The organism is Arcobacter caeni (genome assembly GCF_003063245.1).
GTDB classification, from domain to species: domain Bacteria; phylum Campylobacterota; class Campylobacteria; order Campylobacterales; family Arcobacteraceae; genus Aliarcobacter; species Aliarcobacter caeni.
On the sequence record NZ_MUXE01000002.1, the window covers coordinates 224,555 to 239,879 of the forward strand.

Genomic DNA, 15,325 nt, shown 5'->3' on the forward strand with positions numbered 1-15,325 from the left:
ATTGATGACTTCAAATTTAGAAAAAGCTTTGGGTTTTGAACTCAAAGCTTTTAATTATTTATATGTTTTATGTGATTATGAAACACTTCTTAAAAAAAATATCTCACTTGAAATTTTTGTAGATTTATGTAAGAAAAAAGATGTAAAAATTCTTCAATATAGAGATAAAATCTTATCATTAGAAGAACAAAAAACTAATCTTTTATATCTAAAATCAAAGCTTAATATTCCAATAATAATAAATGACAAAATAGAATTAATTGAATTTGCAGATGGTTTACATTTGGGTCAAGAAGATTTTCTTAAAATTCATAAAGATAAAAAACTAGCAGTAAAATTAGTTCGATTAAAAATAAAAGATAAACTTTTAGGACTTTCAACTCATAATGAAATAGAAATTTTAGAGGCTAATGAATTAGAAATAGACATGATAGGTCTTGGTGCTTATAAAAATACAAATACAAAAGATGTAAGTACAATCTTAGGTTCTAAAATTTCATATTTAGCGAAAATATCAAAACATCCAGTTTGTGCAATTGGTGGAGTTAAAGTTGAAGATATTATCGAAAACATAAGATTTAATGTAGTTGGGAGTGGTTTTTATGAAGATTAATATTTATTCAATAATTAAACCCTCAAAAGATGAGTTTGATGTTTTAACAAAAGAGTTTATAAAAATGTCATCTAAATATGCAAAAGTTGAAGTTTTTTATATTTTTAATAAAAATATTGCAAAAGCTCAAACTATTGGAGAAAAAGAGGCGCAACAAGCTTATAGCGAAACTTATGAACCTTTATTAAAAGGATATAACATTGCTTTAGATGTTTTAGGAAAAAAAGTTGATACTTATGTTTTTTCTTCATTACTTGAAGATAAAAATGAAGTTAATTTTTTTATTGGTGGAGCTTATGGATTTCAAAGAGAATTTTTAACAAAATGTGATACTACAATATCTTTAAGTGATTTAACAATGGCTCATAAAGTTGCAAATGTGGTATTGATTGAGCAGATTTTTAGAGCTTTAAGTATTCAAAATAATCATCCATATCATAAGTAATTTATAAACATTTTTGTATAATGGAAAAATAATAAGAATTTGTATAATAAAAAAAGGATAGAAAATGGGTTTTAAGAAATATTTTATTTTCTCAATAATTTTAATTGTTGCCGTATTTGGTTATGTATATAGTTTAGAGTTGGGTGATTACAATGTTTCATTTTTCGGATATTCCCTTTCTTTACCAGTTTCTGCGTGGGTAATATCTCCTATATCTTTACTTGCTCTTGCAACATATTTGCATATTTTATGGTACGCAATGCTTAATTATTTTAAAAAAAGAGCTGTGAAAAAAGATCATGAAGCTATGATTAAAATGATAAAATCAAGTTTACTTGAAAAAAACGAAGTTTATAAATTTAAAACTCAAGATTTTAAAAACCTTGCAATAATTCTTTCTCAACTAAAAATTGATGTTCAAGAAAATAGATTTTCATGTTTTGATGATGAATTAAATAAAATAGTTGCAAATGTTCAAGATGTAAAAAATGGTAAATATATAAGTGATAAATCATTTAAAGTAAATGAAACTTCGAGCTTAGCAAACTTAAATATGCTAAATAAAGTAAATGAACAAATAGATTTTGCAGTTGATGTTCTAAAAAAACCAGAAAGTTTTTCTTCAAATATTGTCTTGAAATCTTTTGAAAATGTTTTAGAAGAAAAAAGCATGACAACTATTAAAAAGCTTTATAAAAATATCAAATTAGACAAAGATATGGCTAAAAAACTTTTTGAAAAAGATGCTTCTAATAATGAATTTGGTTTTACAAGTGAAGAGATTTTAAAAATTGTAAAAGATTTAGACTATGATAAAAATGATTATTTAGCATTAGCAAAAAATTATGAAACTATTTTAAAACCTGATCAAATAATTGCACTATTTGAAAAATTATCATTAGAACTTGAAGATGCTATTCCTGCTTATTTACATGTATTATTTGAATATGAAATGATTGATAAAGCAAGAGAAGTTCTTGCAAATACAAAAGACAATGAATATCCTGCTTTTAAAGCATTAATTGATTTAAAAGAAGCTGGGAAACACTATAATTTAGAAGCGATATCTTACAAATAATGAATAAAAAACTTGATTTTAGCCGACCCCTTGTGGTGTTGGCGCCACTTGCTGGATATACCGATTTACCGTTTCGTTCTGTTGTTAAAAAGTTTGGAGCTGATTTAACTATTTCTGAGATGATTTCATCAAATGCGTTGGTTTATAAATCAGAACGAACATTAAAAATGATTGAAAAATGTCCTACTGAAGACCCTTATTTTGTTCAAATTGCTGGGAATAGCGTTGAGTTGGTTCGTGATGCTGTTTTGCTTTTAAATGAAGTTGATGGAATTGATGGGATTGATTTAAACTGTGGATGCCCAGCACCAAAAGTTTATAATCACGGTTCAGGTTCAAATCTTTTGGGAGATTTAAAAAAACTTGAAGAGATTTTATCAACTGTAAAAAAATATTCAAAAAAACAATATACATCTGCAAAAGTTAGAATTGGTGTGAATGACAAAATTCCAGTAGAAATTGGAAAAGCTGTTGAAGCTTGTGGAGCAGATTTTGTTTCTGTTCATGGAAGAACAAGAGCAGGAAAATACAAAGCACCTGTTGATTATGATGCAATCAAACAGATGAAAGAATCTATTTCTATTCCTGTTATTGCAAATGGTGATATTAAAGATTACGATAAAGCAAAAGAAGTTTTAGAATACACAAAAGCAGATGGTGTAATGATTGGTCGAGGTGCTATTGGTAAACCTTGGGTATTTTATCAATTAAAACATGGAATTGAAGATATTTCAGATGCTATGAAAAAAGAGATAATTTTGGAACATTTTGATGCAATGTTAAAATTTCATGGTCCTCATGGTGCTATTATGTTTAGAAAATTATTACATTCTTATTCAAAAGGTTATACAGGAGCCAATGAATTTAGAGATATTGTTAATAAAATCTCTGATATTAGTGTTATGCGAGATATGATAGATAACTTTTTTTAATTTCTTTTAATATGATTCAAAAGATATTTAGATAAAATATATCTCTTTATAAAAATGAAGAAAAATTATATATAATTGTAATAAGGGAAATAATTGTCTAAATACTATTATGAATTAACACTAAAACCAGATGCTAATTATGAACTTTTTCTAGATTTGGTAAATGCTATAACAACAGATGCAATTGAAGAACTAGATGGAATACTGATAATCAGAAGCGAAGAAGAGCTTGATGATTTGATGTTTGGAATTAAAGAGTTTATTAAAGCATTAAATACAAAATGTCAAATTACATACGAAAAAAAAGAAAATATAGATTGGATAAAACAATATCAACAATCAGTAAAAGCTGTTGAAGTTGGAAATTTTTATATCAGACCATCTTGGGAAGAAAAAAAAGATGGGAAGATTGATATCATAATTAATCCTGCTTTATCTTTTGGTTCGGGGCATCATGAGACGACATCTTCTTGTATTGAAGCAATTGATGAGTTTGTAACTACGAATAAAACAGTATTAGATGTAGGAACAGGAAGCGGTATTTTAGCTATTGCAGCTGCAAAAAAAGGATGTATTGTTGATATTTGTGATACAGATGAAGTTTGTGTTATTGATACAAAAGCAAATTTTGAATTAAATGGTGTGACTTTTAATGATTCATGGATTGGTTCAACAAATAAAACAGCAAAAAAATATGATGTTGTTATAGCAAATATTGTAGCAGATGTTTTAGTGATGATTGCCTCTGATTTAAAAAAGTGTTTAAATGAAAATGGTATATTGATTATTTCAGGTATTTTAGATAAACATATAAATAGAGTATTAAGTAAATTTAATGATTTAGAACAAATCAAACTTATTCATAAAAATGAGTGGATGAGTGTAGTATTTAAAAATAAGAAGGAGTTTTAGTTTATGGCTAAAAAACAACAACAAAATAATAATCTTAATAACAATAACAATAACAATAATAGTGGTAATAATGGAAATGGTAATAATTTTTTTAATAATAACCCATTATTAATCTTTGTAATTTTTTCAATAGTTACAATATTTGCGTTCAAAGCGATTTTCCCTGAACAACAAATGGGTGGTGATGCTACAAATTCTAATATTCAAGCATTTGGACAAAGTTCAAATAAAACAGTTGCATATTCAGATTTAAAAGCATTAATTAGTTCTGGAAAAATAGAATATGTAGGAATTGGAAATACACAAATAAAAGCTGTTTCTAAAATGGGAACAGGACAAGTTACAACTTTTACAGCAAGAAGAGTTATTCCTGATGATACATTAATTCCTGAATTAGAAAAAAATTCAATTTCTTATGGTGGAATAAATGAAGAGAATGTTTTAGCTGATATTTTATTTGGTTGGGTTTTACCAATATTTATATTTTTTGCTATTTGGATGTTTATTGCAAAAAGAATGCAAAAATCTATGGGTGGAGGTTCAGGAGGAATTCTTGGAATTGGTTCATCTAAAAAAATGATTAATTCAGAAAAACCCAATGTAACTTTTGATGATATGGCTGGAAATAAAGAGGCTAAAGAAGAGGTTCAAGAAATTGTTGACTTTTTAAAATCACCAGATAGATATGTAAGACTTGGAGCTCAAATTCCAAAAGGTGTTTTATTAGTTGGACCTCCAGGAACTGGTAAAACTCTTTTAGCAAAAGCAGTTGCTGGTGAAGCTAATGTTGAGTTTTTATCGGTTTCTGGTTCTGCGTTTATTGAGATGTTCGTAGGTGTTGGAGCATCAAGAGTGCGAGATTTATTTGAACAAGCAAAAAAAGTTGCACCTGCAATTATTTTTATTGATGAGATTGATGCTATTGGTAAAAGTAGAGCATCAGGTGGTCCAATGGGTGGAAATGATGAAAGAGAACAAACATTAAATCAACTTTTAGCTGAAATGGATGGGTTCTCTACTGATGCTGCTCCTGTTATTGTTCTTGCTGCTACAAATAGACCAGAAGTTTTAGATCCTGCACTTTTAAGACCAGGAAGATTTGATAGACAAGTTTTAGTTGATAAACCTGATTATGAGGGAAGAATTGAAATTTTACAAGTACATATTAAAGAAGTAAAACTAGGGAAAAATGTAGATTTAAAAGAAATTGCAAAAATGACAGCCGGACTTGCTGGTGCTGATTTGGCAAATATTATAAATGAAGCTGCATTACTAGCTGGTCGTGCTTCAAAAGATCAAGTTGACCCAAGTGATTTTAAAGAAGCAGTTGAGAGACAAATAGCTGGTTTAGAGAAAAAATCAAAAAGAATTTCTCCAAAAGAGAGAAAAATCGTAGCTTATCATGAATCAGGACACGCATTAATTGCAGAAATTACAAAAGGTGCTAATAAAGTAAATAAAGTTTCTATTGTTCCAAGAGGACTTGCTGCTTTAGGTTATACTTTAAATACTCCAGAAGAAAATAAATATTTAATGCAAAAACATGAGTTAATTGCAGAAGTAGATGTTTTACTTGGTGGACGAGCAGCTGAAGAGGTATTTATTGGTGAAATTTCAACAGGTGCTGGAAATGATCTTGAGCGAGCAACGGGAATTATTAAATCAATGGCAACTATTTATGGTATGAGTGATATTGCAGGACTTATGGTACTTGAAAAAAGAACTAATCAATTTTTAGGTGGACAAACACAAAAAGATTTCTCAGATGCAATGGCAAAAGATTTAGATGATCATGTTAAAAATACATTGAATGATAGATATAAAGTTGTTTTACAATCTTTAAAAGATCACACTCCAGCCATTGAAAAAATGACTGCTGAATTATTAGATATTGAAGTAATATCAGGTGAAAGAGTAAGAGAAATTATCACAGAATTTGGTGGAAAAGTTTTTGTTGATGAAGATTTACATTCAGATGCAATTATCGAAACTGCTAAAAAAGAAACTATTATTGAAGAAACTTCAAATAATAGTGACGAAACTACAGAGAATAAATAGTTTTACTATTTATTCTTTAGAGTAAAAATATAAGTTTTTACTCTCCTTTAAAACATATTTCAATCAAATATTATTTTTTTATTAAAATTAGTTATGATTGAATTATAATTATTAAATTTAGGAACAGGTGATTTTCATGTCTAAAATAGTAAGACGAGTATTTATTTTAAATTTTCTAATTCTACTTATTAGTTTATTTGCTTATTCTGAATTAACACTTATGTTATTTGAAAAAGAATTCTTTTATTTAGCAGGTATTTTATTTCTTTCTACTTGTATTATTACCTTTTTAGTGCATAAAATTATAATTTTGCCTTTAAATTTAGATTTAAAGAATACAAAAGATGAATTTGAAAAGTTTAATGAAGATATTAAAAATAGCAATCATCAAAAAAACTTTGAATTAGAATTAATAAATGCAACATTACAAGAAAAAATTAAAGAACAAAGAGAATTAACAGAGTCTTTAGAAAATAAATTATTATTAGAAATTCAAAGCAAAGAGAAAAAAGAAATTTTATTAGTGCATCAATCAAGATTAGCTGGAATAGGAAAAGTTGCAATAAATAGTGTTCAAGCTTGTGAAGAAACAGTAAATAGTGTAAATTTTCTTTTACAAAATATAAATGATGAATATAAAAGAATAAATATTAATAATAATTTTATTGATAAAACTATGGATCAATTAAATAGAATCATAAGTGAAATGCAAATCAAAAATGAAGAATTAAAAAACTTTATTAAACCAAACGAAGTAAAAAAAGAGTTTTTCTTGGATGAAATTGTAATGGAATCTTTAGAAATGCTAGAAGATACTTTTATGAATCATAATATAAAAATTGATTATAATTTTAGTAAATCAATCAATTTATATGGTTTCCCAAATGAAATAAATCAAGTAATATTTAATATCCTTCATAATGCAAAAGAGGCTTTAATTGAAAAAAATATAGCTTCAAAAAAAGTATTTATTAGTATTAAAAAGGATAAAGATTTTGCTTATGTAAGTATTGTGGATAATGCAGGTGGGGTTCCAGAAGCACTTCTTGGAAATATATTTGAACCATACTTTACTACAAAAAAATACAAAAAATCTTCAGGTTTAGGATTGTTTTTATCTAAAATTATTATAGAAGAAAATATGCAAGGAAAATTAGAATTTGAAAATGCTAGTGAGGGGGCAAAATTTGTAATTACCTTGCCTATATCAAAGGAAAATGAATCATAAAATAGAGTTTTTTTCTAAAACTTTATTTTAAAGTATTGACAAATAAAAATTTATTAATTATACTTAAATACTTAAAAACAAAACAAGGAGAGATATATGAAAATATTTAATTTTTATAAAAACCATTTCATCAAAAGTGTAAACTCTCTGCTTCTTTCTTCTTCTCTCTAATTATAAATTTTTATAATTATAATTTACAACAAATATAATCAAAACACAGTTTTTCTTTTTTTATTTAAAAAAAGATATAATAAATAACATTTTAAAAGGTTAATATGATGGATAAAAATAAAATTATAGTATTTGATACAACATTAAGAGATGGAGAACAAAGTCCTGGTTGTTCAATGAATACTGATGAAAAATTAAAAGTAGCTTTACAATTAGAAAAATTAGGTGTAGATGTGATAGAAGCAGGGTTTGCAGCTGCTAGTCCGGGAGATTTTGATGCAGTTAGCAGAATTGCACAAATAATTAAAAATTCAAGTATTTGTTCATTAGCACGAGCAATTGATAATGACATAAAACAAGCTGGATTAGCTGTTGCAAAAGCCTCAAAACATAGAATTCATACATTTATTGCAACTTCACCTATTCATATGAAATATAAATTAAAAATGAGCGAAGAAGAAGTTATAAAAAGAGCAATTCATGCGGTTCAATACGCAAAAACATTTGTTGATGATGTTGAGTTTTCTTTAGAAGATGCAGGAAGAAGTGAAATTTCATTTATGAAAGAAGTAATGGATGCTGTTATTGGAGCAGGGGCTAGAACAATTAACTTACCAGATACGGTAGGATATAGATTACCAACAGAATTGGGTGCAATGGTTAAAGAATTATCAGCATTTGCAGGTGATCGTGCAATTATTTCAGTTCATAATCACAACGATTTAGGATTAGCAACTGCTAATACTTTAGCTGCTGTTTTAAATGGTGCAAGACAAATCGAAGTTACAATCAATGGATTAGGTGAGAGAGCTGGGAATTCAGCTTTAGAAGAAGCAGTTATGGCTATTAAAACACGAAAAGATGCTTTTGGAGATTTATATACAACTATTAATACACCTGAGATTTATGCAACTTCAAGATTAGTTGCAACTATTACAGGAGTTGAACCACAACAAAATAAAGCAATTGTTGGTAAAAATGCATTTTCACATGAAAGTGGAATTCACCAAGATGGTGTTTTAAAACATCAAGAAACATATGAAATCATGAAACCTGAAGATGTTGGAGTATTTAAAGAATCTACTTTAATCTTAGGAAAACACTCAGGTCGTGCTGCATTTAGAGATAAAATTGCTCATTTAGGATTTGATAAAGTAAGTGATGAAGAATTAAATGCTGCTTTTGAAAGATTTAAATTATTAGCTGATAAGAAAAAAGATGTAACAGATGATGATATTAGAATGTTAATTACTGATGAGTCTTTAAATCAAGATAAAACTTATGAGTTAGTTGGATTACAAATATCTGACTGTACAGCTGGTGTTCCAACAGCTGCTGTTGCCATTAAATATAAAAATGAAATAATTAAAGATGCTGCTATTGGTGATGGAACAATGGATGCAATTTTTAAAACTATTGACAGATTAACTGGATACAACGGTGAATTAAAAGATTATAAAGTAATTTCTGTAACAGAGGGGAAAGATGCTCTTGCAAAAGTAACAACAAGAGTTTCTTTTGACCAAACGAGTCCTTCATTTGTTGGTCATGGATTAAGTATTGATACAATGCTTGCAACTGCTAAGGCATATTTAGGAGCTTTAAACTCTTACCTTTCTCAAAAAGAGAGATTGTCTAAAAATAGCGAACATCAAATCTAATAAAATGTAAAGTAGCTTTGCTACTTTACATTTATCTATTATGACTAAATATATAATCGCATTAGCCTACAGACTAGAAACATCAATAAAATACAAAAACTTTAAAGAATTTACTTATAATATATTAGAAAATAACGCTTACTCAAAGAAAAAATATTTTGATACTTCTATGATTTTTTTAGTACTTAGTACTATTGGAATTTTAATATTTGAAGTAAATCATAAAAATTTAAGAATATTAAATGATTATGAACTTTTTGCTGTTATTATTTTCTCTATTGAATATTTAGGGCGTTTTTGGATAAGTTCAGATATTCACAAAATAATATTAGATGATTATGAAAAATATCAATTATTAAACAAAAAATATAAAATAAGTAAATCAATAAAAAAAATTATTTCCAATAAAATTAATTTTGTGCTTTCTCCTATGGCAATAGTAGATTTATTAGCAATTTTACCTTATTATAGACCGTTAAGACTTTTAAGAATTCTTCTTATTTTTAGATTATTTAAAATTCTAAGATATGCAAATTCACTAAAAGAGTTTTTACAAGTATTTAAAGAGAGAAAATTTGAACTTTTTACTTTAGGGCTTTTATATATTACAGTTGTATTTTTTTCTTCAACAGTTATTTTTTTATATGAGGGACCTGAGGGTGTAAATCCAAATATTGTTGATTTCTTTGATGCAGTTTATTGGTCAATTATTACAATTTCAACGGTAGGTTATGGCGATGTTACACCAATAACTGTTGAGGGAAAACTTGTAACATTAGTTTTAATTGTTTCAAGTTTTTTAGTAATTGCTTTTGGAACTTCTATTATTACAACTGGTTTATCAGATAGAATGGAAATTATTAAAGAAAATAGAGTTCAATCTGAAACTTCAAAGATGAAAGATTTTGTTATTGTTTGTGGTTTTGGAATGATGGCAAGATATTTTTGTGAAGAATTATTAAGTATAGGGAAAAAATTTATAATAATAGATAATAATAAAGAAGCTGTAAATAGTGCAAAAAATTTAAATTATTTAGCAATTCAATTAGATGCTACAAATATGCAAACATTAGAAATGATGGGTATAAATAAAGGTGCAAATTCTGTTGTTGCATTAACAAATAATGATGCTGTAAATTTATCTATAGTTTTAAGTGCAAGAGCATTAAATGAAAATATTAAAATTATTTCAAGAGTAAATAATAGTAATTCAAAGAAAAAATTTGAAATAGCAGGAGTTAATGAATCAATTTTATTTAATGATGTAACAGCATTTGTAGCATCTGAATATTTAGGTCAACCAGTGGCTTTTGAAGCAATTGATGGAATTTTATTGAACAAAGATTTTAAAGTTGTTATTGATGAAGTAGAGATATTAAATAACTCAAGAATCTTAGGAAAAAATATTAATTTAGTAGATTTCAGAAATTATAACTTAACACTTTTAGGTATTGTTAATTTAAAAAATATGAATGATTTTATTTTTAATCCAACAAATATCGATTATATAGTTCAAAAAGATGATATTTTAATAATTATTGGTTTTAAAACTTCTATTTCACAATTAAAATCAGATTTAATTAATTTAGATTTTAGGATTTAATATGTCAAAAGTAATAATTTATGGATATAGCAATCTTGGAAGTAAAATTGCAAATAGCTTAAAAAAATCAAAATATGAAATAATAATCGTTGATTATGATGAAGATAATTATAATAAAGCTATTTCAGATGGTTTTAATGCTTTTAATAAAGAGTTATTAGAAGATGAAGAGTTAATTGAAATTGGAATAAAAAATAATGTAAAAGCTTTTTATTGTGTAAGTGATTCAGAAAATAATAACTTTTTTGTCACACTTTCAGCGAGAAATTTGAATAAAAATATTAAAATAATATCAAAAGCTAGTAGTAAACAAGATAATAAAAAAATGTTATTAGCAGGTGCAACTAAAATTATTAATCCTTATGAAATTGGTGCTTTAAGAATATTTAGATTATTAGAAAAACCAATTATTTCCCATGTTTTAGATAAGATTTTGTTTGGTGATTCTTTATTAAATATTGAAGAATTTACAATTATTAAAGGTTCATATTTAGATGGTAAATATCTAAATGATTTTGATTTTACAAAAGATTTTAATATCATAATAATTGGACTCACAGATAAAGAACTTAGTGATGAGTTCATATTTAACTCTTATTTTAGAAATCATAAAATTGATAGTGGTGATACTTTAGTGGTAATTGGATATAAAGAGAATTTAGATAAATTTGATAAATATGTGAGAAGCAGATATTAATTTATATAATGAAGTGAAGGATGATTTTGACTCAAATAACGAATCTTGAACAGTTACAAAATAGTATTAATTCTGGAAAACCTACTTTGGTATATTTTTCAGGAGAAAATTGTAGTGTTTGCAAGGTTTTAAAACCTAAAATCAAGCAAGAAATAAAAAAAACTTTTCCAAAATTTGAACTTTTTGAAGTACAAACAGATTTGAATAAAGAACTAACAGCTCATTTTATGATATTTTCAATTCCTGCGACTTTGATTTTTTTTGATTCAAAAGAGTTTAAAAGATTTGGAAGAAATATGAGTGTTTCTTTGTTTATAGAAGAGTTAAAAAGACCATATTATTTGATGAGTGAGTAAAAAAATGAAAAGAACCTTATTAATATTTTTAATTATATTTATTTTGATGCAGTTTATTCAAACAAATAAAGAGAATATTGCAGTTGATAAAAACTTTGAAATAAAAGCACCTCTTGAAGTTATGAATATATTAAAAACTTCTTGTTATGATTGTCATTCTAATGAAGTTAAATATCCTTGGTATTCAAATGTTGCTCCGTTTTCATGGGTTATTTCAACGCATATAACTGAAGGGAAAAAAGCTTTAAATTTTTCTACTTGGGAAAACTATTCACAAGAAGATAAAGATGAAAAAATGAAAACAATATTTAGAACAGCGTACGCATCTATGCCCCTTCCTAGTTATATTTTTTTACATGAAAATTCAAATTTAACAAAAGAGCAAAGAAGTATGATTCGAGATTGGACGAAAGTTAGGTCTAAATGAGAGAGCAAGTAGCAGAACTTTTAGCCAATAGAAAAGATTTATTAACTATTACTTATTTTAAACTTCAAAAAATATTTGAAAAAAAGTATGGAGTAAATACTATTGTCCTTATGGAAATAGGAACTTTTTTTGAAGTTTATGAAGTAAATAATGATGATGAAAAAATAGGAAAAGCAAAAGAAATAGCAGAGCTTTTAAATATTCAATTAACAAGAAAAAATAAAGCTATTTTAGAAAATTCAAAAGAAAATCCAATAATGGCCGGAGTTCCTGCAATCTCTTTGGAAAAACACCTAGCGCGAATTATCGCTGAGCAAAAATACACAGTTGTTTTAATCAAACAAAAGGGAATCCCACCAAATGTAACTAGATATTTAGATACTGTTGTAAGTCCTGGAACAAACTTTGATTTTGTATTAAATCAAGATGAAAACAATATCACTTCACTTTTAGTTGATCAAATAAGAGGAATTTATTTAGTTGGTTATAGTGCTATTGATGTAACAACTGGAAAGTGTTATTATAATGAAGTTCATGGAACTAGTGAAGATAAATTTTTTGCTTTAGATGAAGTGTTTAATTATATGAATATGCATAAAACTAATGAAATAATAGTTAGTTTTGCAGATAAAAATATAAATCAAAAAGAGGTTTTAGACTATTTAGAATTAAGTCTTAAAACATTTCATATTGGACATTTTAGACCAAAAATTTCTTATCAAAATGAACTATTTAAAAATGTTTTTAATATTCAATCGCTTTTGACTTCAATTGAACATCTTGATATGGAAAGAGTTCCACTTAGCACTGAATCTTTGGCTGTTTTAATTGATTTTGTAATTGGTCATGATTCAAATATTGTTCAAAAACTCTCAACACCCCTAAAACTAGATGTTAGTAGATATATTTATTTGGGAAATAATGCTTTAGAGCAATTAAATGTAATCGAAACAACACACAATCCAAGTTTAATAAAACTGATAAACAACACTTCAACTGCAATGGGAAAAAGACTTTTAAAAGAGAGACTCACTCATCCTGTAAAAGATAGTAAAGAGATTTTACGAAGACTTGCCCTTTCAAAAGAGCTATATGATTATCATGCTCAAATTGAAAATGAGTTGGCAAATATTTACGATATTGAAAGATTAACACGAAGGATAAAACTAAATAGACTTCATCCTTTTGAGCTAAATTATCTTTATGATTCACTTTTAAGTATCAAAGAAGTTGTTACTTTCATGGAGAACTACAAGTTTATCACACCACCTTGTTCAAGTGCAGATTTAAGTCTTTTTATTCAATCTATTGATTCAACTTTTGATTTAAGTATTAGTGGAAAATATATGCTAAAAGATGTTGAAGTAAATATGATTAGCCAAGGAATAAATACTCAAATAGATGAATTAAATATTCAAAACGAGCTTTTATATTCAAAATTAGAGATTTTACAAAAACATATTTTATCTTATATTAAATCAGATGATGTGAATTATGTGGGAATAAATAGACTTGATAAAGAGGGATTTTTTATCACTTTAACAAAAAATAGATTTAATTCAATCAAAGAAGAGTTGATAAATTCTCACTTAATTGTAGATGATGAGTTGTATTTATTCAAAGATTTTACGGTTCGAATTCAAACAAACTCTGTGAAAATATTTTGTAAATTAACTGAGGATATTTCAGATAAATATGTACATAATTTACGAAAAATAATTGAGTTAAATAAACTTGTATTTAAAGAAAAAATTCTTGAATTTGAAAAGAAATTTGCAGTTTTACTTGAAGAATTAGTACAGTTTATTGCAGAAGTAGATTTAACGGTTTCTAATATAAAAACAGCAAAAAAGTATAATTATTCTTGTCCAAAAATAGTAAAAACAAAAGATAATGAAAACTTTATAGAGTTAATTGATTTACGACATCCAATTATTGAAGCAAATGAAGAGCAGGGAATTTATGTACCAAATGATATTATTTTGGGAGAATTAAGTCTTGCATCTAAAGAGTATAAAGATAATGTGATTATAAAAAACTCAAATCCAATAAATATGTTTGATAATAAAATGCATGGTGTTTTACTTTATGGAATAAATTCTTCAGGAAAATCTTCACTTATGAAAGCTATTGGAATAGCCGTTATCATGGCACAAGCTGGATTTTATGTACCTTGTAAATCTATGAGATTTTCTATTTTTGATGCTGTTTATACGAGAATTTCAGGAGCTGATAATATCGCAAAAGGATTATCTTCATTTGCTGTTGAGATGTTGGAATTAAAAAATATATTTAATAGGGCTTCAAAAAACTCACTTATTTTAGGTGATGAAATAAGTCATAGTACAGAAACAATGAGTGGGTTAAGTATCGTTGCAAGTTCTATTTTGAAATTAGCAAAACTAGAAGCTTTATTCGTATTTGCAACACATTTACATCAACTTCCAGAAATCCAAGAGATACAAAAACTAAAAAATATAATTGCCCTTCATCTATCTGTTATGTACAAAGATGATGAAGATAAATTGATATTCGATAGAAAATTAGCCTATGGAAGTGGTTCATCAATGTACGGATTAGAGTATGCAAAATCACTTCATATGGATAAAGAGTTTTTATCTGTGGCAAATGAAATAAGAAAAAAATTAACTGATGATTATAGCTCAGTTGAAAGATTAACTCAAAGAAAAACTTCAAAATATAATAATAATGTTTTTGCTTCATCTTGTTTAATTTGTGGAAAAGCTTGTGATGATGTTCATCATATAAAAGAACAAGCAAAGGCAAATAAAGATGGATTTATAGGGCACATAAATGCAAATCATAAATATAATCTAATTCCCTTATGTAAAGAACACCACAAAATGGTACATGATGGAACTATAAATGTAAATGGATTTGTTACAACTTCAAAAGGTTTAGAGTTACATTATACGATGGTTGAGAAGAGAGTGTAAAAATAACTGTGTAAACCTAAAAAAATAGATTTATTTGATATATAATCAAGTAAATAATTGGTAAAGGATTTACATGAGTTTAATAAACCACGAAGAGCTAATAAGACAATTAAAATCTGGAGAATTAACTTCTCTAGATGAGATAACAAATGAGTTTAAAAATATACTCAAAGAAGTTATACAAACT

General features: G+C 26.5%; 13 protein-coding genes. All 13 read left to right on the forward strand.

Annotation, left to right across the window (positions count from 1 at the left end; all coding sequences use genetic code 11):
- Nucleotides 1–4: 4 nt before the first annotated feature.
- The 13 genes from B0174_RS02445 to B0174_RS02505 all read left to right on the forward strand — a co-directional run bounded on the left by B0174_RS02445 (nt 5) and on the right by B0174_RS02505 (nt 15,138).
- Nucleotides 5–613, forward strand: coding sequence for a thiamine phosphate synthase (locus tag B0174_RS02445; RefSeq protein WP_108558053.1), 609 nt, complete (start codon nt 5–7; stop codon nt 611–613).
- On the forward strand, nt 603–1,058 hold the full coding sequence (locus tag B0174_RS02450; protein WP_108558054.1) for a 23S rRNA (pseudouridine(1915)-N(3))-methyltransferase RlmH: 456 nt from the start codon (nt 603–605) through the stop codon (nt 1,056–1,058). Before B0174_RS02445 ends, B0174_RS02450 begins: the two co-directional genes overlap by 11 nt.
- 64 nt (nt 1,059–1,122) lie before the next feature.
- Nucleotides 1,123–2,136: a hypothetical protein gene (locus tag B0174_RS02455; protein ID WP_108558055.1), complete on the forward strand. Its 1,014-nt coding sequence runs from the start codon at nt 1,123–1,125 to the stop codon at nt 2,134–2,136.
- Nucleotides 2,136–3,068 carry a tRNA dihydrouridine synthase gene (locus B0174_RS02460; RefSeq protein WP_108558056.1) on the forward strand — a complete coding sequence of 311 codons (933 nt, stop codon included), beginning with the start codon at nt 2,136–2,138 and terminating at the stop codon, nt 3,066–3,068. The genes B0174_RS02455 and B0174_RS02460 overlap by 1 nt, the downstream gene beginning before the upstream one ends.
- A 93-nt stretch (nt 3,069–3,161) precedes the next feature.
- Entirely contained in the window at nt 3,162–3,980 is an 819-nt protein-coding gene (locus B0174_RS02465; protein ID WP_108558057.1) for a 50S ribosomal protein L11 methyltransferase, read from the forward strand.
- Nucleotides 3,981–3,983: 3 nt separating this feature from the next.
- The gene (gene ftsH / locus B0174_RS02470; RefSeq protein WP_108558058.1) at nt 3,984–6,038 is read left to right on the forward strand and encodes an ATP-dependent zinc metalloprotease FtsH; all 2,055 of its coding nucleotides are present in this window, start codon (nt 3,984–3,986) and stop codon (nt 6,036–6,038) included.
- A 136-nt stretch (nt 6,039–6,174) separates the two neighbouring features.
- Complete coding sequence (locus tag B0174_RS02475; RefSeq protein ID WP_108558059.1) at nt 6,175–7,266, forward strand: sensor histidine kinase; 1,092 nt, start codon at nt 6,175–6,177, stop codon at nt 7,264–7,266.
- 278 nt (nt 7,267–7,544) lie between these two features.
- Entirely contained in the window at nt 7,545–9,098 is a 1,554-nt protein-coding gene (locus B0174_RS02480) for a 2-isopropylmalate synthase (RefSeq protein ID WP_108558060.1), read from the forward strand.
- A gap of 40 nt (nt 9,099–9,138) precedes the next feature.
- Complete coding sequence (locus tag B0174_RS02485; protein WP_108558061.1) at nt 9,139–10,701, forward strand: NAD-binding protein; 1,563 nt, start codon at nt 9,139–9,141, stop codon at nt 10,699–10,701.
- A 1-nt stretch (nt 10,702) separates the two neighbouring features.
- Nucleotides 10,703–11,398, forward strand: a complete 696-nt coding sequence (locus tag B0174_RS02490) for a potassium channel family protein (RefSeq protein ID WP_108558062.1) — start codon at nt 10,703–10,705, stop codon at nt 11,396–11,398.
- A 20-nt stretch (nt 11,399–11,418) separates the two neighbouring features.
- A complete protein-coding gene (locus B0174_RS02495) occupies nt 11,419–11,754 on the forward strand; it encodes a thioredoxin family protein (protein WP_228156400.1) in 336 nt (111 codons plus the stop codon).
- Nucleotides 11,755–11,758: 4 nt separating this feature from the next.
- Complete coding sequence (locus B0174_RS02500; RefSeq protein ID WP_108558064.1) at nt 11,759–12,181, forward strand: heme-binding domain-containing protein; 423 nt, start codon at nt 11,759–11,761, stop codon at nt 12,179–12,181.
- The gene (locus B0174_RS02505; RefSeq protein WP_108558065.1) at nt 12,178–15,138 is read left to right on the forward strand and encodes a MutS-related protein; all 2,961 of its coding nucleotides are present in this window, start codon (nt 12,178–12,180) and stop codon (nt 15,136–15,138) included. The genes B0174_RS02500 and B0174_RS02505 overlap by 4 nt, the downstream gene beginning before the upstream one ends.
- Nucleotides 15,139–15,325 lie beyond the last annotated feature (187 nt).